Source organism: Herbaspirillum sp. WKF16 (assembly GCF_028993615.1).
Taxonomy (GTDB): Bacteria; Pseudomonadota; Gammaproteobacteria; order Burkholderiales; family Burkholderiaceae_D; genus Herbaspirillum.
Map to the genome: position 1 here is coordinate 2786861 of NZ_CP118632.1, position 22593 is coordinate 2809453.

Annotated in this window: 23 protein-coding genes and 1 pseudogene; 9 read left to right on the forward strand and 15 right to left on the reverse strand. The window is 66.0% G+C overall.

Annotation, left to right across the window (positions count from 1 at the left end):
* Positions 1-11 precede the first annotated feature (11 nt).
* Complete coding sequence (locus tag Herbaro_RS12650; RefSeq protein WP_275009984.1) at positions 12-1154, forward strand: alpha-hydroxy acid oxidase; 1143 nt, start codon at positions 12-14, stop codon at positions 1152-1154.
* 104 nt (positions 1155-1258) lie between these two features.
* Here the strand turns inward: Herbaro_RS12650 and Herbaro_RS12655 are convergent, their stop codons facing one another.
* The 6 genes from Herbaro_RS12655 to Herbaro_RS12680 form a co-directional block, all read right to left on the reverse strand.
* Positions 1259-1948, reverse strand: a complete 690-nt coding sequence (locus Herbaro_RS12655; protein ID WP_275014011.1) for an ankyrin repeat domain-containing protein — start codon at positions 1946-1948, stop codon at positions 1259-1261.
* A complete protein-coding gene (locus tag Herbaro_RS12660; RefSeq protein WP_275009985.1) occupies positions 1948-2727 on the reverse strand; it encodes a TatD family hydrolase in 780 nt (259 codons plus the stop codon). The genes Herbaro_RS12655 and Herbaro_RS12660 overlap by 1 nt, the downstream gene beginning before the upstream one ends.
* Positions 2728-2800: 73 nt before the next feature.
* Complete coding sequence (locus Herbaro_RS12665; protein WP_275009986.1) at positions 2801-3337, reverse strand: response regulator transcription factor; 537 nt, start codon at positions 3335-3337, stop codon at positions 2801-2803.
* Positions 3338-3365: 28 nt separating this feature from the next.
* The gene (locus Herbaro_RS12670) at positions 3366-4697 is read right to left on the reverse strand and encodes an ATP-binding protein (RefSeq protein WP_275009987.1); all 1332 of its coding nucleotides are present in this window, start codon (positions 4695-4697) and stop codon (positions 3366-3368) included.
* Between the two features lie 20 nt (positions 4698-4717).
* Entirely contained in the window at positions 4718-4924 is a 207-nt protein-coding gene (locus Herbaro_RS12675) for a hypothetical protein (protein ID WP_275009988.1), read from the reverse strand.
* A gap of 70 nt (positions 4925-4994) precedes the next feature.
* Complete coding sequence (locus Herbaro_RS12680; RefSeq protein WP_275009989.1) at positions 4995-6146, reverse strand: PepSY-associated TM helix domain-containing protein; 1152 nt, start codon at positions 6144-6146, stop codon at positions 4995-4997.
* Positions 6147-6394: 248 nt separating this feature from the next.
* Between Herbaro_RS12680 and Herbaro_RS12685 the strand changes: the two genes are divergently transcribed.
* Entirely contained in the window at positions 6395-8602 is a 2208-nt protein-coding gene (locus Herbaro_RS12685; RefSeq protein WP_275009990.1) for a TonB-dependent receptor, read from the forward strand.
* A gap of 82 nt (positions 8603-8684) precedes the next feature.
* Here the strand turns inward: Herbaro_RS12685 and Herbaro_RS22475 are convergent.
* From Herbaro_RS22475 to mltG, 4 genes and pseudogenes are all read right to left on the reverse strand, one after another.
* Positions 8685-8957 (reverse strand): annotated as a pseudogene (locus Herbaro_RS22475) (hypothetical protein).
* Between the two features lie 67 nt (positions 8958-9024).
* Entirely contained in the window at positions 9025-10059 is a 1035-nt protein-coding gene (locus Herbaro_RS12690) for a DNA polymerase III subunit delta' (RefSeq protein WP_275009991.1), read from the reverse strand.
* 12 nt (positions 10060-10071) lie between these two features.
* Positions 10072-10680: a dTMP kinase gene (gene tmk, locus Herbaro_RS12695; RefSeq protein ID WP_275009992.1), complete on the reverse strand. Its 609-nt coding sequence runs from the start codon at positions 10678-10680 to the stop codon at positions 10072-10074.
* A 30-nt stretch (positions 10681-10710) separates the two neighbouring features.
* On the reverse strand, positions 10711-11691 hold the full coding sequence (gene mltG, locus Herbaro_RS12700; protein ID WP_275009993.1) for an endolytic transglycosylase MltG: 981 nt from the start codon (positions 11689-11691) through the stop codon (positions 10711-10713).
* 176 nt (positions 11692-11867) lie between these two features.
* Here mltG and ygfZ point away from each other — a divergent pair, with 176 nt between their 5' ends.
* From ygfZ to Herbaro_RS12715, 3 genes are read left to right on the forward strand one after another with little or no spacing between them, the layout of a single operon-like run.
* Positions 11868-12932, forward strand: a complete 1065-nt coding sequence (gene ygfZ / locus Herbaro_RS12705) for a CAF17-like 4Fe-4S cluster assembly/insertion protein YgfZ (RefSeq protein ID WP_275009994.1) — start codon at positions 11868-11870, stop codon at positions 12930-12932.
* Between the two features lie 13 nt (positions 12933-12945).
* Positions 12946-13245 carry a DUF4936 family protein gene (locus tag Herbaro_RS12710; RefSeq protein ID WP_275009995.1) on the forward strand — a complete coding sequence of 100 codons (300 nt, stop codon included), beginning with the start codon at positions 12946-12948 and terminating at the stop codon, positions 13243-13245.
* Complete coding sequence (locus Herbaro_RS12715; RefSeq protein WP_275009996.1) at positions 13236-14108, forward strand: NRDE family protein; 873 nt, start codon at positions 13236-13238, stop codon at positions 14106-14108. The genes Herbaro_RS12710 and Herbaro_RS12715 overlap by 10 nt, the downstream gene beginning before the upstream one ends.
* A gap of 342 nt (positions 14109-14450) precedes the next feature.
* On the opposite strand, the gene Herbaro_RS12720 is transcribed toward Herbaro_RS12715, so the two are convergent.
* A complete protein-coding gene (locus Herbaro_RS12720) occupies positions 14451-15776 on the reverse strand; it encodes a dicarboxylate/amino acid:cation symporter (protein ID WP_275009997.1) in 1326 nt (441 codons plus the stop codon).
* A 305-nt stretch (positions 15777-16081) separates the two neighbouring features.
* On the opposite strand from Herbaro_RS12720, the gene Herbaro_RS12725 reads away from it, so the two are divergent.
* Entirely contained in the window at positions 16082-17665 is a 1584-nt protein-coding gene (locus tag Herbaro_RS12725) for a HAMP domain-containing methyl-accepting chemotaxis protein (RefSeq protein WP_275009998.1), read from the forward strand.
* A gap of 63 nt (positions 17666-17728) precedes the next feature.
* On the opposite strand, the gene Herbaro_RS12730 is transcribed toward Herbaro_RS12725, so the two are convergent.
* From Herbaro_RS12730 to Herbaro_RS12745, 4 genes are all read right to left on the reverse strand, one after another.
* A complete protein-coding gene (locus Herbaro_RS12730) occupies positions 17729-18148 on the reverse strand; it encodes a GNAT family N-acetyltransferase (protein ID WP_275009999.1) in 420 nt (139 codons plus the stop codon).
* 46 nt (positions 18149-18194) lie between these two features.
* Positions 18195-18626 carry a PaaI family thioesterase gene (locus Herbaro_RS12735; RefSeq protein WP_275010000.1) on the reverse strand — a complete coding sequence of 144 codons (432 nt, stop codon included), beginning with the start codon at positions 18624-18626 and terminating at the stop codon, positions 18195-18197.
* Between the two features lie 11 nt (positions 18627-18637).
* Positions 18638-18940, reverse strand: a complete 303-nt coding sequence (locus Herbaro_RS12740) for a Dabb family protein (protein WP_275010001.1) — start codon at positions 18938-18940, stop codon at positions 18638-18640.
* Positions 18941-19013: 73 nt separating this feature from the next.
* Positions 19014-19874 carry a LysR substrate-binding domain-containing protein gene (locus Herbaro_RS12745; RefSeq protein ID WP_275010002.1) on the reverse strand — a complete coding sequence of 287 codons (861 nt, stop codon included), beginning with the start codon at positions 19872-19874 and terminating at the stop codon, positions 19014-19016.
* Positions 19875-20064: 190 nt separating this feature from the next.
* Between Herbaro_RS12745 and phnD the strand changes: the two genes are divergently transcribed.
* The 3 genes from phnD to phnE are packed head-to-tail and all read left to right on the forward strand — an operon-like array spanning position 20065 to position 22582.
* Positions 20065-20937, forward strand: coding sequence for a phosphonate ABC transporter substrate-binding protein (gene phnD, locus Herbaro_RS12750; RefSeq protein ID WP_275010003.1), 873 nt, complete (start codon positions 20065-20067; stop codon positions 20935-20937).
* A complete protein-coding gene (gene phnC / locus Herbaro_RS12755; protein WP_275010004.1) occupies positions 20934-21734 on the forward strand; it encodes a phosphonate ABC transporter ATP-binding protein in 801 nt (266 codons plus the stop codon). The genes phnD and phnC overlap by 4 nt, the downstream gene beginning before the upstream one ends.
* A complete protein-coding gene (gene phnE / locus Herbaro_RS12760; RefSeq protein WP_275010005.1) occupies positions 21734-22582 on the forward strand; it encodes a phosphonate ABC transporter, permease protein PhnE in 849 nt (282 codons plus the stop codon). The genes phnC and phnE overlap by 1 nt, the downstream gene beginning before the upstream one ends.
* The last annotated feature ends 11 nt before the right edge of the window (positions 22583-22593 follow it).

Here is a 22593-nt window from a genome sequence, read left to right on the forward strand (position 1 = left end):
GAGATAACAATATGCCGGTCATGACCTGTGTCGAAGACTTCCGCCTGCTGGCCAAGAAACGCGTTCCCAAGGCCTTCTACGACTACGCCGACAGCGGCTCCTACACCGAAGGCACCTACCGCGCCAACAGCGACGACCTGGCCGCCATCAAGCTGCGCCAGCGCGTGGCGATCAACGTCGACGACCGCAGCACGCGCACCACCATGATCGGCCACGACGTCACCATGCCGGTGGCGATCGCCCCCACCGGCCTGACCGGCATGCAATGGGCCAACGGCGAAATGCTGGGCGCCATCGCCGCCGAGAAGTTCGGCATCCCCTTCACGCTGTCGACCATGAGCATCTGCTCCATCGAAGACGTCGCCAGCGTCACCAAGAAGCCTTTCTGGTTCCAGCTCTACGTGATGCGCGACCGCGGCTTCGTGAAATCGATGATCGACCGCGCCAAGGCCGCCAAGTGCTCGGCGCTGGTGCTCACGCTGGACCTGCAGATCCTCGGCCAGCGCCACAAGGACCTGAAGAACGGCATGTCGGTGCCGCCCAAGCTGACCCTGGACACCCTGCTGGACCTGGCCGGCAAGCCGGGCTGGGCGCTGCGCGCGCTGGGCGGGCGCAAGACCTTCGGCAACCTGGCCGGCCACATCAACGGCGGCAACAGCGGCAGCGGCGTGCAAACGCTCTCGAAGTGGACCGCCAGCCAGTTCGACCCGACCCTGAACTGGGACGACGTCGCCTGGATCAAGGAACAATGGGGCGGCAAGCTGATCCTCAAGGGCATCCTGGACGTGGAAGATGCCAAGATCGCCGCGCAGACCGGCGCCGACGCGCTGGTGGTGTCCAACCACGGCGGCCGCCAGCTGGACGGCGCGATGTCGTCGATCCAGGCGCTGCCCCAGATCGCGCAGGCCGTGGGCGACCAGATCGAAGTCTGGTTCGACGGCGGCATCCGCAGCGGCCAGGACATCCTCAAGGCCACCGCGCTGGGCGCCAAGGGCACCATGATCGGCCGCGCCTTCCTCTACAGCCTGGGCGCCATGGGCGGCGACGGCGTCTCGCAGATGCTGGAAATCCTGCGCAAGGAGCTCGACGTCAGCATGGCCCTGACCGGCACCAAGGACATCAAGGACGTCGGCCCGCAGATCCTCGTGCCCTGATCGCCGGGCGCCGGAGCGCTGGTTCAGGCCAAACAAAAATCCCGGACGCCTTGCGGCGCTCCGGGATTTTTTACGTGCGGGGAAAGGCCTCAGGCCCGCCCGGCTTATTGCCGCGGCTTTTGCTGCAGCGCCTCGATCACCTCGGTCTGGCCGTAGCGCCGCGCCAGGTCCATTGCGGTCAGGCCGTCCTTGTTGACCAGCGTCAGGTCGGCGCCGCCGTCGCGCAGCGCCTCTACCGCCGCGGTCCGGCCGCGCATGGCGGCCAGCATGACCGGGGTCATCTTGTCGTCCGGCGATTCGGCGTCGATGTACGCCGAGGCATCCAGCAGCAGCTTGACGATGGCCGCGTTGCCGTTGATGGCGGCGTAATGCAGCGCTGCCCAGCCCTGGCGGTTGACCTCCACCTCGCGCGACAATAGCAGCTTGACCACCGGCACGTTGCCATAGAACGAAGCCAGCATCAGCGGCGTATCGCCGTTGGTGGCCTGGGCCTCCAGGTTGACGTCGGGGGCGTTGACCAACACCTGGAAGGCCTGCATCGAATCCTCGCGGATCGACAGCATGAGGCCGGTGTAGCCGCGCTTGGGCTCGATCAGGTTAGGGCCCATGCCGCGCTGCATCAGCTGCTTGAGGAAGTAGACGTTGTCCATGCGGATCGCCTGGAAGTAGTCTTCATAGGCGCCGGCGCGCGCCGCGCCCGGCAGCAGCAGCGAGGTGTACAGCAGTGCGCGGCCGAGGCCGCGCACGCGCGGGAAGCGAGAGATGCGGGCGCGTATCTTTTCCAGCAGAGACATCATTGTTTGATTCCGAACAGCTTGAAGAAATTGGCGGAGGTCTGGCGCGCGAGCTCCTCGACCGGGATGCCGCGCAGGTCGGCGATGAATTCGCCGACGTGACGCACATAACCGGGCTCATTGGTCTTGCCGCGGAACGGCACCGGCGCTAGGTAGGGCGAATCGGTTTCGATCAGCATGCGCTCCAGCGGGATGGTGCGCGCCACCTGCTGCAAATCCCTGGCGGACTTGAAGGTGACGATGCCGGAGAAGGAAATGTAGAAGCCCAGCTCGATGGCCGCGTCCGCCACTTCCTGGGACTCGGTGAAGCAATGCATCACGCCGGCCGCGCCTCCGGCTTCAGGATTGGCGCCCTCCTCGCGCATGATGCGGATGGTGTCTTCCGAGGCCGAGCGGGTGTGGATGATGAGCGGCTTGCCGGTCTCGCGCGAGGCGCGGATATGGGTGCGGAAGCGCTCGCGCTGCCACTCCAGGTCGCCCTGCAGGCGGTAGTAATCCAGCCCGGTCTCGCCGATGGCGACGATGCGCGGATGGTCCGCCAGGCGGACCAGCTGGGCGACGTCCGGTTCGGGCGTGTCCTCGTAGTCGGGATGCACGCCGACCGAGGCGTAGATGTTGGGATATTGCTCAGCCAGGGCCAGCACCTGCGGGAAATCGGGCAGGTCGACCGAGACGCACAGCGCATGGCTGACCTTGTTCTCGGCCATCTTGCCGAATATCTCGGGCAGGCGGGCGGCCAGGTCGGGGAAATTGATGTGGCAGTGGGAATCGATAAACATGGGCGCTATTGTAAAACGATGCGGCGCGGGTGTCGCGCCCGCTTGCCGTCGCCGGCAGCCGGCGCGCCCGCGCTTATTTCGCCACGGGACGCTTGGCCAGCTTGCGCTGCAGGGTGCGGCGATGCATGTTCAGCGCGCGCGCCGTGGACGAGACGTTGCCCTGGTGCTCGGCCAGCACGCGCTGGATGTGCTCCCATTCCAGCCGGTCCAGCGAAAGCGGCGTGGCGCCCTCCGCCGACGCGCCGGCGTCGCCCTCGGCCGCATGCGCCATCGCCGAGAGGATGGAATCGACGTTGGCCGGCTTGGCCAGGTAATTGTCGGCGCCCGACTTGATCGCCTGCACCGTGGTGGCGATGCTGGCGTAGCCGGTCAGCACCAGCAGGCGCGCCAGCGGCAGCGCCTCGCGCAGCGGCGAAATCCATTGCAGGCCCGAGTCCTGCGCCAGTTGCAGGTCGATGGTGGCGTAGTCGAAGGCCTCGCGCCGCGCCGCCGCCAGCGCTTCCTCGCCGCTGCGGGCGACGGTGGCGCGAAAGCCCCGGCGCACCAGCGAACGCGCCAGCGTGTCGGCGAACACATCGTTGTCGTCAAGAATCAGGAAGGCCGCGCTCATGGGATCTCAGCGTCTCACATCAAAAGGGTCAGGATACGGGAAACTGCAATTCGGCCACCGTGCCCGCGCCTACCGCCGAGCGCAGGCGCAGCTTGCCGCCCATGTGGGCGGCGGCGGCAAAGGCCAGCAGCAGGCCGATGCCCTTGCCGCCCGAGCTGCTGGCGACCGGCGCATGGCCCAGCCGCGCCAGCAGTTCCGGAGCGATACCGCTGCCGTTGTCGGCAATCCGGATGATCGCGGCGCGCGGCCGCTCCTGCGCATCGGCGCCGTCGCCGGCATCGGTTTCCAGCGACAGGCGCACCTCGCCCTCATGGCCGTGCTGGCGGATCGCCTGCGCGGCATTGTCGAGCAAGGTCAACAGGATCTGCGACAGGTCCTGCAACTGGCCGGCGCACACGCCCTCCTGCCTCAGGTCGGCCGCCAGCAGCACGGCCGGATGGCGCAGCCGCCAGCCGTCGATCAGCGTGGCCAGCCACGGCCCCAGCGGCGCGCTGCGGTCGTCCGGGGCGTCGGCGTCCAGGCGCATGCTCTCCAGCGCGGCCTTGCACACCGCGATCTGCTCCTCGACCACCCGCAGGTCTTCCTCATACAGCGCCAGCGCGGCATTGCCGGCCATGTCGCGTCGCATCTCGCCGGCGATCACGGCCACCGTCGACAGCGGCGTATTGAGCGCATGCGCCGCGCCCGCCGCCTGCGTGCCCAGCGCCAGGATGCGCTGGCCCTGCAGCTGGCGCTCGCGCGCCTGCGCCAGCTGGCCGTCGCGCGAGCGCACGGCGGCGGCGATGCGGGTGACGAACCAGGTGATCAGCAGCGCCGAGATCGAGAAGTTGATCCACATCCCGGCCAGGTGGTAGGCCATTGCCTGGCCGTGGTCGTGGATATGCAGCGGCTCGTAGAAATAGACCAGCCCCGAATACGCGGCCAGCGCGCACAGCGCCAGCGACAGCGCATAAGGCCAGGCCAGCGTGGCCGCGCCCGCCGCCAACGCCGGCAGGTAGAAGGAGACGAAGGGATTGGTGGCGCCGCCCGAGAAATACAGCAGCGCCGACAGCAGCGCCAGGTCCAGCAGCAGTTGCAGGAACAGCTCGCCCTGCCCGGCCGGCCGCGCCCAGCGCATGCGCCCCAGCGTGACGATGTTGAGCGCCGCCTGCAGGAGGATCAAGGCCAGCAAAACCGGCAGCGGCAAGGCGATCTCCAGCCAGAAATGCGCGCCCGCCAGCACCACCAGCTCGCCGGCGATGGTGGCCCAGCGCAGCCAGAACAGGCGGGACAGCAACTGATGCTGCGGCAGCGCGCCGGAGGAGGATGCGTTCAGCGTCGGTCCGATGACGGATTGGACGGCCTGGAAGGATGACTGCATGGCGTGATTGGACAGGCCGCTCAACCGCGCCCGTCCGCGCCCGCCTCGCGCTTGCACAGGTGATACGCCATCACCGCAATCGGCGTGGCGATGGCCGCCCACGCCAGCCAGTGCCATACGCCCTGGCCCAGCAAGGCGGCCAGCAGCCCGAAGGCGGTCAATACGCCCAGCAGGATGGGCATGCCCCACAGGCGCAGGAATTCGGATTGTCCGGATTGGGGGTTCATGAGCGCAAACTCTTTCTCAGTATTTCTCAGTATTGGATGCAGGATGGGCGCGCAATGGCAACGCGCGCCCTCATTTTACCGCCAGCGGCGGCGCGGCTTTGGCGTGCAGCATCTCCAGCCGCCGGCGCGACTGCCCGCGCCGCGCGAACCACAGGTAGACGCCGCTGCCCAGCACCGCCAGCGTGGCCAGGTCGAGCGCGGCCCACATCAGTTTCAAGGGCATGCCGGCATAGTCGCCGAAATGCAGCGGCTTGGCCACCAGCACCGCCGTCACATACCAGGGCAGCTCGCGGCTCTCGGTCAGTTGCCCGCTCTCGGCATCCACCAGCACCGGGCGCAGCAGGTTGGAGGTCAGCGCGGTATCGCCGCGCATGAAGATGGCGTAGTGGTGGCCGCTGGAGAAATTGGTGCCGGGGAAGGCGATGAAGGACGGCACCATACCCGGCGTCGCCGCCCGCGCGCTGGCCACCGAGACATCCAGCGAAGCCAGGTGTGAAGGCGGCGGCAGGTTCTTGTACGGCGCCACCATCTCGGCCAGTTGGTCGTTGCGCCAGGCCGTCAGCAGCACGTCTGCCAGCGTGCAGACCACGCCGGTCAGGCCGACCACCATCACCCACACCAGCGTGGCCGCGCCCAGCAGGTTGTGGATATCCAGCCAGCGCAGGCGGCGCCCCTTGCGGCGGCGGATGGCGCCGAAATCCAGCTTGCGCATCAGCGGCCCGTAGACCACCGCGCCCGAGACGATCGACACCACGAACAGCAGCCCCATGAACCCCAGGAAGAGCTTGCCCGGCAACCCGGCAAACATGTCGGTATGCAGCTTGAGCAGGATGAACACCAGTCCGCGCGACGGCGGCTGGCCCAGCACGGCGCCGCTGCGGGTGTCCGAGACCAGGCTCTGGGTGCTGTCGGGATGGGTGTCGGGGCGCGGCGCCATGACCAGCGTGGCGGTCTCCTCCTCGCCGCGCTCCCAGATCATGTACTGGATCACCTCGCCCGGCCGATGGGTGCGGGCCTGTTCGGCCAGCTTGTCCAGCGCCGCCGGCGGCGTGCCGGGCGCCATCTCGGGCGCGGCGATGTGGTTGCCCAGCAGGTCGTCGAGCTCATGGTTGAAGATCAGCGGCAGCCCGGTCAGGCACAGCAACAGCAGGAACACCGTGCAGATGAGGCTGCTCCAGGTGTGGATGAAATGCCAGCGTTTGAAGGACGTGTTGGAGGACATCGGGAATCAATAAAAAATAAGCAAGGCCCGATACGGCGAGCCAGCCTCTTCGGGCAATGAGGTTTGAAGAGGAATGCAGAGTCATTGGTGTTTTCACAACATATAACTGAGCTAAAGTAAATTATCCACTCAAATTGAGATCGATATTACAAATAGTAACCATTCTCAATTATAATTTCTCGCGATTTAGTATCATTCCGATCCACATAACAGAACGCCAAGTTCCTGTCCGCTCCCAGACAAAAAACATGTCCCTTCGCCTTACCCCGCTCACTACCGCCCTGGCGCTCGCCTTCATCGCCCCCGTCACCACCTTCGCACAGACCGCCGGCAACAATGCCGCCGAACAGAAGGATGGGCAGGCGCTCCCGACCGTGACCGTCAATGCTTCCGCAGATGCTTCAGCGGAAGGCCTGCAGACGCCGTATGCCGGCGGCCAGGTCGCGCGCGGCGGCCGAGTCGGCATTTTAGGCAATAAGGATTTCCTGGACACGCCGTTCAACAGCATCGCCTACACCGAACAGCTGATCAAGGACCAGCAGGCAAAAGGCGTGGGCGACGTGCTGCTGAACGACCCGACCATTCGCGTCACCCGCGGTTACGGCAACTACCAGGAGTCGTATATGATCCGCGGCTTCATCACCAACTCCGACGACCTGGCCTACAACGGCCTGTACGGCCTGCTGCCGCGTCAATATGTGGCGGCTGAAATGCTGGAGCGCGTGGAAGTATTCCGTGGCGCCAGCGCCTTCCTCAACGGCGCCACGCCCGGCGGCAACGCCATCGGCGGCACTATCAACCTGCTGCCCAAGCGCGCGGGAACCGATCCGATTACCTCCGTCAGCCTGGGCGTCGAGTCGGGCGGCCAGCTTTATGCTGCGGCCGATATCGGCCGCCGCTTCGGTCCCGAAGACCGCGTCGGTCTGCGTGTGAATGCTGTGCGTCGTGCCGGCGGCACCGCCATCAGCAATGAAAACCGCGAACTGAACATGGGCACCATCGGCCTGGACTACCGGGGCAACAGCTTCCGCCTGTCGGCCGACATCGGGGTGCAGGAATACGACCTCACCTCGACCCGCCCCAGCGTACGTATCGCCACCGCGCCGGCAGGATACGTGCCTGCGGCCCCTAGCGCATCGTCGAACTACGGCCAGAAGTGGTTCTATTCGAATGAGCGCGACATTTTCGGCACCGTGCGCGGTGAATGGGACCTCAGCGACAACATCACCTCCTGGTTCGCGCTAGGCATGCGCCAAGGCACCGAGAACAACAGCTTGGCGACGCCCAATGTGAACAGCACCAACGGTAATTTCACCTCCAATCGCTTTGACAACTCGCGTGAAGACCAGGTGTGGACCGGCGAAGTCGGTGTGCGCGGAAAATTCAACACAGGCGGCGTCAAGCATAGTGTGAGCGCCAGCGCGTCCAGCTATTGGCAGGATTCGCGCAACGCCTATGCGATGGCCCTGGGCACAGCGACCACCGGCAACCTGTATTCACCGACCCAATCGGCCCAACCCTCCCTCGACTTCTTCGGCGGCAGCTTGGCCAGCCCGCAGACCACTATCAAGACCCAGCTGTCCAGCATCGCGCTGGCAGACACGCTGTCGGTCCTGGATGAGCGCCTGCAGCTTAGCTTGGGCGCGCGTTACCAGCGTCTGAAGACGATCAACTACGACTACAACACCCACCTGCAGAGCGACTACTACAACGACGGCACCGTTACCCCAGTGGCAGGCCTGCTCTACAAGCTGACCAAGGAAGTCTCACTGTACGGCAACTACATCGAAGGCTTGCAACCGGGCACCAAGGTGTCTGACACCACGGCGACCAACTTCGGCGCCATGCTGGCCCCCTACAAGTCCAAGCAAAAGGAAATCGGCGTCAAATATGATGCAGGCAAGGTCGGCCTGACGGTGGCGCTGTTCACCATCGAGAAGCCGAACGTCATCACGACCGGGCCTACTGCAACGCCGACCTACACGACCAGTGGCAAGCAGGAAAACAATGGCGTAGAAATCGGCGCCTTCGGCGAACCGATGCGTGGCCTGCGCCTGCTGGCCGGTCTGACCCTACTGGATGCGAAGCAAAAGCGCACCCAGAACGGCACCTATGACGGAAAGGATGCGATCGGCACCGCCAAGACCATGGCCAACGTCGGCGCGGACTGGGACATCCCCGGCGTCCACGGACTGACCGTGAACAGCCGCGTGATCTACACGTCCAAGCAATATGCCGATTCGGCCAACACCCAAGCTATCCCGGCATGGACCCGTATTGACCTGGGCGCCCGCTACATGGCCGAAATCGGCGGCAAGGTGGTGACCCTGCGCGGCGGCATCCAGAACGTCGCCAACCGCAACTACTGGGAATCGGCTGGTGGTTCTTCGGCACTGGGCTACCTCGTCCAGGGAGCGCCGCGTACCTTCGTGACCTCCGCTTCCGTCGATTTCTAAGACAGGAAGCAGTGCAGGAAAAAGGGAAGCCTCGGCTTCCCTTTTTTCATTCCTGCATCCGCAAGCGCCTCATCCCACCCGCTTACCCAGAATCACGTTCCATCCCATCCTGCGTACCCACGCGCGGCGTATGCGCCAAGCGACCAAATGCAAAGGGCTCGAACAGCTTCGGCTCCGTTCATTGTGGCCGAACACGAAGCTCAGCAGCGTATACAGTTTGACGTTAGGAGCGTGGACTATAGCCAGTTCCGGGCAGTAGCGTCCAAGTCCTGTCGGCGGTCACCGGAAGCGAGGCGATGGTGCTGTTGTAGATGGCGATGATGGCCGGCAGCTCGGCTTGACGGCCAGCCGACAAGTGCCCGGGTAGTGCTCATGGATAAAGAAAACTCAGGTGGTAGTGAATTGCGTGACAAAACGGAGAATCAGTCAAACACCCCCGCATAATCCATCAGCATCTCCTCGATGAACAGCTTGGCCGACAAGGGATGATCGGCGATCGCCCGACGCTCGCCCATGCCCTTGATGGCGCGCGAGATGGTGATGACGTCGGCGCGTTCGGCCAGGCGGCCCAGTTCCTTGGCGTAGCGCGGGTAGTAGCGGATGACGCCGGCGGACTTCAGCGAGAGCAGGTCGTACAGCCAGCGCTGCACCCAGCCGACCAGCTCCGATACCTGGACCTTCTGCAGCTTGTCGGCGGTGCGCAGGACGCCGTCGACGCCGGGCTGGGCCAGGTGGCGCAGCAGTTCGTCAAGCACATCCCGGCTGTCGCCCTGGGCCGCTTCCAGCGCCGCCAGCGGCGCGCCGCCCTGCTCGGCCAACCAGGCGTCGGCGTCCTTGACGCCCTGGGCCTTGAGCCAGGCCAGGCCGGCCTCGTGCGAAGGGCCGGCCAGCGCGAACTTGCGGCAGCGCGAGAGGATGGTGGGCAGCAGGCGGTCCAGGCGGTTGGAGAGCAGCAGGAACATGGTGCCCGGCGGCGGCTCTTCCAGCGTCTTCAGGAGCGCGTTGGCGGCGGCGGTGTTGAGCGCCTCGGCCGGATACAGCATCACCACGCGCAGGCCCGAGCGGTGCGTGGAGACATTCATGAAATCGGCCAGCGCACGGATCTGGTCGATCTTGATTTCCTTGGATGGCGTCTTGCTGGCCTTGGCGGTCTTCTTGTCCTCGCCGCCCTCCTCGTCGGCCAGCTCGTCTTCCAGCGCCTCGGGGCGCACGCGGCGATAGTCGGGATGGTTGTACTGCGCGAACCAGTTGCAGGAAGCGCAGGCGCCGCAGGCGTGCGCCTCGGGCGTCGGGGCCTCGCACAGCAGCGACTTGGCGAAGGCTTCGACGAAGGCGGTCTTGCCGGTGCCGGCCGCGCCGTAGAACAGCAAGGCGTGCGGCAGGCGCTCGCGCAGCTGCTGCAGCTGTCGCCAGCTGTCGTGCTGCCAGGGCAGCAGTGAAGAATCGGATGAACTCATGGCGCTCGTCAGTTACAGGGCCGCAATGATGCCGCGCAGCTCCTGCTGGATCTCGGGAATCGGCCGGGTGGAGTCGATGATGCGAAAACGCGCCGGGAATTCGGCCGCGCGGCGCAGGTATTCGCCGCGGGTGGCGGCGAAGAAATCGGCCTTCTCCTGCTCGAACTTGTCGGGGGTGCGCTCGGCGTCCAGGCGCGCGCGCGCCACTTCCAGCGGGACATCGAACAGCAGCGTCAGGTCCGGCTGCAGGTGCGGGTGCACCCAGCGCTCCAGCGCTTCCAGCTTGTCCAGCGCCAGCCGGCGGCCGCCGCCCTGGTAGGCGAAGCTGGCGTCGGTGAAGCGGTCGGAAATGACCCAGTCGCCGCGCGCCAGCGCCGGCTCGATCACCTGGGCCAGGTGCTCGCGGCGTGAGGCGAACATCAGCAAGGCTTCCGTTTCCAGGTGCATTTTCTGGTGCAGCAGCAGCTCGCGCAGGCCCTCGCCCAGTTCGGTGCCGCCGGGTTCGCGCGTGGCGACCACGGTCAGGCCGCGCGCGCGCAGCAGCTCGGCGACGAAGGAGATATGGGTCGATTTGCCGGCGCCGTCGATGCCTTCGAAGGTGATGAATTTGCCTGATGCCATGAAGGAATCGCTAAAAGGTAAGTGAGCAGGTCAGCGCTGGTAGCGGTTGACGGCCTGGTTGTGTTCGTTGAGGCTGCTGGAGAAATGGCTGGTGCCGTCGCCGCGCGCCACGAAGTATAAGGCGTCGGTCTTGTCCGGGTTCATCGCCGCGGCCAGCGAGGCGGCGCCGGGCAGTGCGATCGGCGTGGGCGGCAGGCCGGCGCGGGTGTAGGTGTTGTAGGGCGTGTCGGTCAGCAGGTCGACCTTGCGGATCTTGCCCTGGTAGCGCTCGCCCATGCCGTAGATCACCGTGGGATCGGTCTGCAGCAGCATGCCCACGCGCAGGCGGTTGGCGAACACCCCGGCCACCATGCCGCGCTCGGACTTCTGGCCGGTCTCCTTCTCGACGATGGAGGCCATGACCAGCGCCTCGTAGGGCGTACGGTATGGCAGCGACAGGTCGCGCCGGCTCCAGGCCTCGTTGAGCTTCTTGTTCATCAGCGCGAAGGCCTGCTTGTAGATCTGCATGTCGCTCGCGCCCTTGGCGAACAGATAGGTATCGGGGAAGAACAGGCCTTCCGGGAAAGCGTATTCGGTGGTCAGCTTCTGCAGCACCTGCTGGTCGGTCCAGCTGACGGTGTCGTGCTTCAGCGAGGGCTGCTCGGCGATGGCGCGGCGCATTTGCTTGAAGCTCCAGCCTTCGATCACCGTCAGCGCCTCCTGGGCGAACTCGCCGCGCACCAGCTGCAGCAAGAGGCGCTGCGGCGTGTAGCCGGGCTTGAGCTCATAGCTGCCGGCCTTGATGCGGGCGCCCTCGCCCGACAGCCGCGCATACAACGCGAACAGGTCGGGGTTGACCGGCACGCCGGCCGCCGCGATCTCCTGGGCCGCGCCGTTGACGCCGGCGCCTGGCGTGACCGTGAAGGCGATGTTCTGGCCGCCCGCGGCGACGATGGGCTGCTTCGACCAATAATAGCCGGCGCCCGCCACCAGGGCCGCCAGCAGGAGCAATGTCACAAATAACTTCTTCATACCGGATGCAAAATCCCCATTCCCCGACGCGATTTTTCGGAGATCACTATAATCGAGGCATCAATGATAATCGCTGGCACGAGAGTTGCCTAATTTGCTTCGCGGCCAGCGGATTTTCAGGCGCCATTCCGGCAATTCCGCCGGCTGCGCCCGCATCCGACAACGCGTAAATATCTATGACCGAACTGACCGCCTCGACCTCCGTCTGGCTCGACTTCCTCAAACAGAACGGCGCCCGCTTCGATGCCGACGGCGCCGAGCTGCTGGGCTTCGGCCCCACCGCGCCCGCGCCGGAGACCCTGGAGAGCTTCATGGCGCCGCTCACCGGGCTGGGCCTCATCGGCGTGGCCGGCGACGACGCCGCCAGCTTCCTGCACAGCCAGCTGACCAACGACGTCGAGCGCCTCGACACCTCGGCCGCGCGCCTGGCCGGCTATTGCTCGCCCAAGGGGCGCCTGCTGGCCAGCTTCCTGGTCTGGCGCAATGCGGAAACCATTTTCCTGCAGCTGCCGCGCGCGCTGCAGCCGGCCATCCAGAAGCGACTGCAGATGTTCGTGCTGCGCGCCAAGGCCAAGCTGTCCGACCAGGGCGCCGCCACTGCGGTCATCGGCCTGGCCGGCCCGGCGGCCAGGAACTCGCTGGCCGAGTGGTATCCGGTGCTGCCGGCCGAACCCTACGCCAAGATCGACAACGCCAACGGCACGCTGATCCGCGTGGCCGATGCCTCCGGCAGCGCCCGCTACCAGTGGATCACCACGCCCGAGCTGGCCATCGCAGCCTGGCCCAAGCTGGCCCAGCACCTCACGCCGACGTCGCCGCAAGCCTGGCGCCTGTCCGAGATCCGCTCCGGCGTGCCCGGCATCACGGCGGCAACGCAGGAGCAGTTCGTGCCGCAGATGGTCAATTTCGAGCTGGTCGGCGGCGTGAACTTCAAGAAGGGCTGCTACCCCGGCCAGGAAATCGTGGCGCGCAGCCAATACCTGGGCAAGCTCAAGCGCCGCACCATGCTGGCCACCATCGACAGCGACGCCGCGCTGGCCGGCAACGAGGTGTTTTCCTCGGCCGATCCGCAGCAGCCGTGCGGCATGGTGGTCAACGCCGAGCGCGCCGGCGAGGGGCGCTCGCTGGCGCTGGTGGAGATGAAGCTGGCGGCCGCCGACGGCGAAGTGCACCTGGGCTCGGCCACCGGCCCGGCCCTGCACTTCCACGACCTGCCCTACGAACTGGCCGATCCGCAGTAAGCGGCAGCGACCCATGGATCTCTATATCTACTACCGCGTCGCCGCCGCGCACACGCAGCAGCTGCACGGCAAGCTCAAGGCCGTGCAGGCGGTGCTGCAGGGCCGCTTCGGCATCGCCGGCGGCTTGAAGCGCCGCCCCGGCGAGCAGGACGGCCTGCAGACCTGGATGGAAGTGTACGAACGCATCGCCCCAGGCCAGGAGGACGAGTTCGGCCGCGCGCTGGAGCGGGCCTTGAAGGATGCCTGCATCGCCGCCCTGATCGAGGGAGAACGCCATGTCGAGCGTTTCGAGGATGTCGCCACATGTGCCTGATCATCTTCGCCTGGAAAGTCATCCCCGGCATGCCGCTGATCCTGGCGGCCAACCGTGACGAGTTCTACGCCCGCCCGGCCGCCGATGCCGGCTGGTGGAGCGATTACCCGCAGGTCTTCGCCGGGCGCGACCTGCAAGGCGGCGGCACCTGGCTGGGCGTGACCCGCGAGGGGCGCTTCGCCGCCCTGACCAACGTGCGCTCGCCCTCGGAGCGGCGCGCGGACGCGCCCACGCGCGGGCAACTGGTCTCGGATTACCTGAGCGGCGGCATGGATCCAGCCGCCTACCTTCGCCACATCGAGCCCAAGGCGCAGGAGTTCAACGGCTTCAACCTGATCGTCGGCGACCGCGAGACCATGCTCTGGTATTCCAACCGCGGCGAAGGCGACGCCCGCAACGGCAAGCCGCTGGAGTACGGCGTCTACGGCCTCTCCAACGCCCAGCTGGACACGCCCTGGCCCAAGGTCACGCGCGCCAAGGCGCAATTCGCCAGCCTGTTGTGCCAGGGCGCGCCGGAGGAAACCTTCTTCGAGATGCTGACCGACGCCACGCATGCCAACGACTGCCGCCTGCCCGATACCGGCGTCGGCATCGAGAAGGAACGCATGCTGTCGCCCATCTTCATCCGCTCACCCGACTACGGCACCCGCTGCTCGACCGTGCTGCGCGTGCCCATCCTGGGCGAGCCGGTCCTGACCGAGCATGTGGCCGATCCCATGGCGGTGCAATATTCGGCCGAGTCCAAAAGCGACTCGAAATGCAAGATCCCCTGCAAGCCCAAGACGCAGGAAGAGACCACGGGATACGCGCAGGACCAGGAGGGATCGGGCGCAAAGGCGCCAGGGACGGGACGCATCGACTGATGCCGGGCGGGATATCGATATCGGCAAGAAATAAACAAAGCGTATATCTGATATTTGTAAGATAAATTGGCCTGATTTGATGCGGAGCAGTAAAGTAGCACCTGTCTCCTCCAATTTCCTCCTTAAAGAATTGGATTGAAGCCCACACCGCAAGGTCGTGGGCTTTTTTTTCGCCGGTACCCGGCGCCTCTTCCCGCACATACCCCAAGCGATCCGCCCGGCCTTGCCCGGTCGGCCGATCACGCGCACCCGACGCAAAAAGAAAAAGCGGACCGAAGTCCGCCTTTTCCTTTTCCGGCGTCATCCCGGCGGCCGTCGCCGGCCGCCTGCGGATGCGCTCTTTTAATGATGCATCTTCGATTCCGTGCGATCCAGCACGGTTTCAGGTGCATTTGCCTCCTCGACGGTCTCGTTGTTCAGCACGGCATTCAAGCGCTTGGTGTCGAGCTCGCCGCTCCACTTGGCCACCACCAGGGTCGCCACGCCGTTGCCGATGGTGTTGGTCAGCGCGCGCGCCTCGGACATGAAGCGGTCGATGCCCAGGATCAGCGCCAGGCCCGCCACCGGCAGGTGACCGACCGCCGACAGCGTCGCCGCCAGCACGATGAAGCCGGAGCCGGTGATGCCCGCCGCGCCCTTGGAGGTCAGCAGCAGCACGCCCAGCAGCGTCAGCTCCTGCACGAAGGTCATCGGGGTGTTGGTCGCCTGGGCGATGAACACGGCCGCCATGGTCAGGTAGATCGCGGTGCCGTCCAGGTTGAAGGAGTAGCCGGTGGGGATCACCAGGCCGACCACGGTCTTCTTGGCGCCGGCGTTTTCCATCTTGGCCAGCATGCGCGGCAGCACCGATTCAGAGGACGAGGTGCCCAGCACGATCAGCAGCTCTTCCTTGATGTACTTGACGAACTTCCAGACCGAGAAGCCATGCAGGCGGGTGATGATGCCCAGCACGACGAAGATGAACAGCAGGCAGGTCAGGTAGAAGGTGCCCATCAGCTTGGCCAGCGAGAACAGCGAGCCGACGCCGTACTTGCCGATGGTGAAGGCCATCGCGCCGAACGCGCCGATCGGCGCCACCTTCATGATGGTGCCCACCACGGCGAACAGCACGTGCGAGATCTTCTCGATGAAGTCGAAGATCAGGGTGCCGCGGCCGCCGAACTTGTGCAGCGCGAAGCCGAACAGGACCGCCACCAGCAGCACCTGCAGCACGTCGCCCTTGGCGAACGCGTCGACCATGCTGGTCGGGATCACCGACAGGACGAAATCGGTCACCGTGCCCAGCTTGCCGGGAGCGGTATAGGAGGCGATCGACTTGGTGTCCAGCGAGGCCGGGTCGATGTTCATGCCCACGCCGGGCTGCAGCACATTGACCAGCACCAGGCCGATGATCAGCGCCAGGGTGCTGACCACTTCAAAGTACAGCAGCGCCAGGCCGCCGGTCTTGCCGACCTTCTTCATGTCTTCCATGCCCGCGATGCCGGTGACCACGGTGCAGAAGATGACGGGCGCGATGATCATCTTGATCAGCTTGACGAAGCCGTCGCCGAGCGGCTTCATCGCCTCGCCGGTGGAAGGATAGAAGTGTCCCAGCAGGACGCCGATCACGATCGCGACCAGAACCTGGAAGTACAGGGATTTGTAGATAGGCTGCTTCGCCGTTGTCATTTTTCATTCTCCATAAACATCAATCTCCAGCCTGCCCCGGTGTGGATAGGCGCTTGCGCGCCGGGCAGACCGCTGGCCGTATGCGGATCGTCGTCCGCTCAGGCATTTTTTTGTCCGGGAGACTCCCCCTCCCCGGTTCGGGCGCAAGTATGAACCAGAGCACCTCCCGTTTGTATTGTGGGAAACCACATGCGCGGGAGAAAGGCCGCTTGCAGGCCGTTTTTTTCCCTTTATTCTGCGTTCTGGACGGCAACAAGGCGCGGTATAGTCGGCTACCCGTGGGAAGGGATAACAAGGAAAATATTGTGCAAGGGAAACTGACGGTCACCGTCCGCCTGGGGATACTGGTGGCGGTGCTGTGCGCCAGCGTGGTCCTGGTGGCCTGGTACGGCACGCTGGGCATGGCCTCCAGCAATGAAAAACTGCGCTTCGTCTACGAAGACCGCACACTGGCGCTGATCCAGCTCTCCAGGGTGCGCGACGCGCTCTACAGCAACCGCGACGTCATGGGGCGCGCGCTGATGCTGGCCAACGTGCCGGACGGCCCGGTGCGCGACGGCCTGTCGCCGCAGCAGCAGATTCCGGAGTTGCTGTCCCGGCTGGCCGCCCTGGACGCGGCCTGCAAGGAAAGCTGGAAGGCCTACATGTCGACCCGCATGACCGGCGAGGAAAGCGCCGCCGCCGCCCGCTTCGAACGCGACTGGCGCCAGTACCTGGAGCAGCGCACCCGCGTCGCCGAGCTGATCGGTTCCGGCGAGGTCAGCCAGGCCAACCAGATGTGGCCGCAAATCACGCCGCTGCTGGGCACCTTGGCCACGCAACTGGCCGGCCTCGGCCAGTTGCAGGAACAGTTGACCCGCATCGCCTATGGCGACGCCACCGCCGAATACCGGCGCCTGCGCCAGCACAACCTGCAACTGGCCGGCGCCAGCCTGCTGCTGGGCATCGCGCTGGCGGTGTGGATCATCGTCGGCCTGCGCCGCGAGCTGGGCGGCGAACCCGGCTATGCCGCCCATATCGTGCGCCAGATCGCCGACGGCAACCTCGGCATCGAGGTCAGGCTGCGCCGCAACGACGAAAGCAGCCTGCTGCACGCCATGCACTCGATGCGCGGCCGCCTGACCGAGATCATGCAGCGCGTCACCCTCTCGACCCATTCGCTGGGCAACTCCTCGCACCAGTTGAACGCCACCGCCCAGGCGCTGGCGCACGCTTCCAGCGAACAGGCCGCCGCCGTGGAAGAAGTCCACGCCGCCATCTCGGGCGTGAGCGAAGCCATCCAGGAAACCGGCGAACACGCGCGCCGCACCGACCTCATCGCCGAGGCCGCCGCGGCCGACGCCGACAAGAGCGGCGCGGCGGTGCAATCCACGGTCTCGGCCATGCGCGGCATCGCGCGCCAGGTCGGCGTGATCGACGACATTGCCTACCAGACCAACCTGCTGGCGCTCAACGCTGCCATCGAAGCCTCGCGCGCCGGCGAACACGGACGCGGCTTCTCGGTCGTGGCGGCGGAAATCCGCAAGCTGGCCGAACGCAGCCAGGACAGCGCGCGCGAGATCAGCGAGATCGCCGAGCAAAGCGTGAACATGGCTGAAGAAACCAGCCAGCGGCTGCTGGAAGGCACGCTGCAAGGCATCCGCCAGGCGTCGCAGCAGATCAACCGCATCACCCTCTCCACCGGCACGCAGGAAGAAGGCGTGCGCGAAATCGGCATGGCTGTCATGCAGCTCAACGAAACCACCCAGCGCAACGCCGCCGCGTCCGAAGAGCTGGCCTCGACGGCCGAGCTGGTGGCCGAGCATGCGCGCGAACTGGGGGCGCAACTGTGCTACTTCCGCCTGGCAGATACGCACGAAGAAGCCCTGGCGCTGGCCCGCCAGCGCTGAAAAATCCGCAAAGAAAAAACAAGGCGCCGCCCGTCCGCAGTGCGGGCGAGCGGCCGGGGATGCCTACGCCAGGCTGGCGCGCATGGTGATGTGGGGAATGCCGGCTTCCATGAACTCGCCGCCCTCGCGGGCGAAGCCATGGGCGGCGTAGAACTTCTCGGCGTGGGTCTGGGCGTTGAGGATCACCTCGCCGTCGCCGCGCTCGCGCGCCGCCTTGATCAGCGCCTGCAGCACCGCGCCGCCGACGCCCTTGCCGCGTCCCGCCTTCTTCACCGCCATGCGGCCGATGTGACCGTCCGGCAGCAGGCGGCCGGTGGCCAGGGGCGAGCCGTCTTCGGCATAGGCCACGGCGTGCACGCAGACCGCGTCCATCTCGTCGAGCTCGATCTCGGCCGGCACCTGCTGCTCGTCGACGAAGACTTCAAAACGGATCGGCTGCGCGTGCGCGCGCAAGTCGTCCCAATTGCCCACGATGATTTTCATTTGGCGTTCCTTCTGTATGTTCTGTTGTACCTGGCAGCCCTGCCGCTCACTCGTGCTCAAGCTTCTTTGAAATGTCGAGGCGGCGCACCAGCTTGAACGTGCCCATGGCCTTGGCCACCAGCTTCTCGCCGTTCCACAGCTCGGCCTGGCAGAAGCACAGCGTGGTGGAGCGGTGGTAGGTATGCCCGCGCGCGACCAGGGTGTCGCCGGCGCGACCGGCCGGCTGCAGGAAGCTGCTGTTCATCTCCACCGTGGCCGACGACTTGGCGTCGGTGCCGGCGCGCGCGGCCAGGCCCATGGCCACGTCCATCAGCGTCATCGAAATGCCGCCCTGCGCCACCTGCCAGCTGTTCATGAACTCGGGCTTGAGCAGCAGCGCCATCACGGCGCGGTCGTCGCCGTAGTCCAGCACTTGCACGCCCAGCTCTTGCAAATAGGGATTCCCCTGCGGGAAGACGTCGGTCAGGGCCAGGCTCATCGCGCTTCCGATCAGATCTCGTAGTCCATGCACTGGCGCGCCTCGCGCACCGCGCCGATGAAGGGTTTGATGGCGACGTGGTCGGGATGGTCCTGGTAGGCGTCCAGCGCCGCGCGCGATGCGAACTCCGAATACAGCACCACGTCGTAGGTGGCTTCCAGGCCGGGCTGGGCCACCACGGCCTCGAATTTGAGGATGCCGGGCACGATGTCGGCGCAGCTGTCGAGCAGCGCTTTCATCTTGGCGATATTGGTGGCCTTGTCGCCGCCTTCGGCCTGATCCTTCAACTTCCACATCACGATATGCTTGATCACACGGGTCTCCGATTGCTTGAAAATTTGGGCAAACCGTAATGATAAGCCAAAGGCCCGCTTCAGGCAGGCCGCCTCAGGCGCGCGCGGCGATCTTCATGAACGAGCCCACCAGTCGCCCCTCGCGCCGCTCGGCCAGGCAGTAGACGTAGGTGTGCGTGCTGATCGGGTCGCCCTGGATGCGCACCATGCGAAAGCTTGGATCCGGCACGTACTCCGCCTCCGACACCGCGCCCAGCCCCAGGCCGCGCGCCACCGCTTCGCGCAGCGCCTCGCGGCTGCCGATTTCCATCACCACCTGCGGGCTCACGCCGGCCTCCTGCATCACCTGCTCCAGCGCCAGGCGGGTGGTCGAGCCGCGCTCGCGCATGAGCATGGGCTGGCCTGCCAGCTCGGCCAGCGCCACCGATTCGCGCTTGAAGAAAGGATGGCTGCGGTGGGCGAACAGCACCACCGCGTGGTCGGCATAGGGCACGGCGTGGAAACGCGCGTCGTCGTTGAAACTGGCCAGCACCGCGACATCGGTGACGTAGTTCTCCAGGTCCGCCAGCGACTGCTTGGAGTTGCCCAGCTTGATCGACAGCTCCACCTTGGGATAGCGCGCGCGGTAGGCATCCACCATCTCGATCACGTGGAACGGCCCGACTGCGCCGATGCGCAGGTGGCCCACATGCAGCGCGCCCGAATTGACCAGCAGGTTGAGCGCATCGAGCTCCAGCTCGGCGATGTTCTGGGCGATCGGCAGCAGGCGCTGCGCGGTCTCCGACAGGTCCAGGCGACGCCCGCGGCGGAAGAACAGCTCGACGTTGTGCTCGCGCTCCAGCGATTGCACCTGGGTGGTCAGGGTCGGCTGGCTCACGCCCAGGGCGCGCGCGGCGGCGGAAAAGCCGCGATGGCGGGCCACGGCGAGGAAGGCGCGGAGCTGGGAGGGCGTCATCTATAGATCCAATCAATAGTTTCCAAACGTTTTTGGGATTATATCGATAATACAGCCGTCACAAAGCCTCATTAATCTTCTCCCTGTCCGGACCAAAAGCCTTTCCCACTGGGCTTGATTGCCTGTTTTGCATTGTTGCCCCCGCCTTGCGCGCCACCGACCGATACCAAACTCCGAACAAAGGATGAACATGAAACGACGCTCCCTCCTCGCCCTGTGCCTGGCCGCCTTCGCCGGCGCGCTGCCGGCCCTGCCCGCCCTGGCCGCCCAGCCGCAGATCCTGACCGTGGGCCTGATCCCCGCGGAGGATTCCCAGGCCATGCTGGAAAACAGCAAGGCCGTCATCGACAGCCTGCAAAAGCAATTGGGCGTGACCGTCAAGCCCTTCATCGCCACCGACTACAACGGCATCATCGAAGCGCTGCGCTCCAAAAAGCTGGACGTGGCCTACCTCGGCCCCTTCTCCTACGTGCTGGCGACCACCGTGGCCAACGTCGAGGCCTTCTCGGTGGCCGAGACCAAGAAGAGCGGCAAGAGCTACTACAAGAGCCTGATCATCACCCGCAAGGACAGCGGCATCCAGAATGTCGAGCAGCTCAAGGGCCGCACCATGGCCTTCGTCGATCCCTCGTCGGCCTCCGGCCACCTGTTCCCCAGCGCCGGCCTGCAAAAGCTCAACATCGATCCCAACAAGTATTTCTCGCGGGTGATCTTCTCGGGCTCGCATGACGCCAGCATCCTGGCCGTGGCCAACAAGAAGGTGGACGCCGCCGCAGTGGCCGACCGCATCCTGGCCGCGGCCGTCGCCAAGGGCGTGGTGCAGCAGTCCGACCTGAACGTGGTGTGGACCTCGCCCGACATCCCGGAGTCGCCCATGGTCTGGCGCCGCGACCTCGATCCGGCCTTCAAGCAGAAGATCGCCGCCGCCTTCGCATCCATCAAGGACGTGCAATGGGGCGACCAGGGCGTGCTCAACGGCTTCGTGCCCACCAGCGACGCCGCCTACGATGTGGTGCGCGATACCGCCAAGATCCTCAACCTCGACCTCAAGGCGATGAAATGATCCGGATCCGTTCGCTCACCAAGCAATACGGCAGCAATGCCGTGCTGCGCGGCATCGACCTCGATGTCGCCGCCGGCGAGTTCCTGGTGGTGCTGGGCCCCTCGGGCGCCGGCAAATCGACCCTGCTGCGCTGTATCAACGGCCTGGTCGCACCGAGCTCCGGCGAGCTGGTGGCGGCCGGATTCGACGCCACCGACACGCGCAAGCAACGCGCCCTGCGCCGCAACGTGGCCATGATCTTCCAGCATCACAACGTGGTGCCGCGCCTGTCGGTGCTCAAGAACGTGCTGACCGGCCGGCTCGGCCAGGTGTCCACGCCGGCCTCGCTGCTGCAGCTGTTCTCGCGGCAGGACGTGGCGCTGGCGATGGATTGCCTGCGCCGCGTCGAGCTCGACCACAAGGCGCATGAACGCACCGACGCCCTCTCCGGCGGCCAGCGCCAGCGCGTGGGCATCGCCCGCGCCCTGGCCCAGCGGCCGCAGGTGATCCTGGCCGACGAGCCGGTAGCCAGCCTCGACCCCAAGACCTCGCGCCTGGTGCTGCACTACCTGCGCGCGGCCTGCCGCGAGCTGGGCATCACGGTGGTGTGCAACCTGCACCAGGTCGACTACGCCCGCGAGTTCGGCGACCGCATCGTGGGTCTCGCCGGCGGCAAGCTGGTGTTCGACGGCCGCGGCGACGAGCTGCGCGAGGCCCACCTCAACCTGATCTACGCCGGCCTGGACCAGGTCCAGAACGCCGAAGCGCCGGCCGCGCGCATGCCGGCGCCGGAACTGGCCACGCAAGGAGCCCTGTGATGAACGCCCCGAACCAATCCAACGCCCATGGCAGCTACCACGACTACGTCTGGACCGGCCCGCGCCCGTTGAACCTGCGCGCCTGGCTGCTGTGCGTGGCGGCGGTCGCGCTGGCCGCCTTCGTGCTGGCCTGGAGCGCGCAAGGCACGCAGCTCTCGTGGGGCGAACTGGCCGACGGCCTGCCGCAGATCGGCGACTTCATCGCGCGCTCCTTCCCGCCCAACTGGAGCATCCTCGGCAGGCTGGTGACGCCGGCCGTCGAGACCGTGCAGATCGCCCTGTGGGGCACGCTGCTGGGCGTGCTCGGCGCCATTCCCGTGTCCTTCCTGGCGGCGCGCAACCTGAACCGCAACCGCGCCGTCTACCAGGCGGTGCGCCAGGCCCTGAACGTCACGCGCAGCATCAACGAGCTGATCCTGGCGCTGGTGTTTGTCTCGGCGGTCGGCCTGGGGCCCTTCCCCGGCGTGCTGGCGCTGGCGCTGCACGGCGTGGGCATGGTCGGCAAGTTCTTCGCCGAGAGCATCGAGGAGATCGACGACGGCCCGCTGGAAGCGCTGCGCGCCACCGGCGCCCGGCCGCTGCAGGTGATCGCCTTCGGCGTGCTGCCGCAGGTGATCACCGCCTGGATCGCCACCGTGCTGTACCGCTTCGAGGTCAACCTGCGCCAGGCCACCGTGCTGGGCATGGTCGGCGCCGGCGGCCTCGGTTTCGAGCTGGTCAACAGCCTCAAGCTGTTCAAGTACCAGGACACCGCCACCTGCATCGTCGTCGTGACGCTGATGGTGGTGATCGCCGACGCCGTCTCCAGCCGCCTGCGCCAGTCCATCCAGGACGGCCGCGCGCACTGAACCCGTAACTT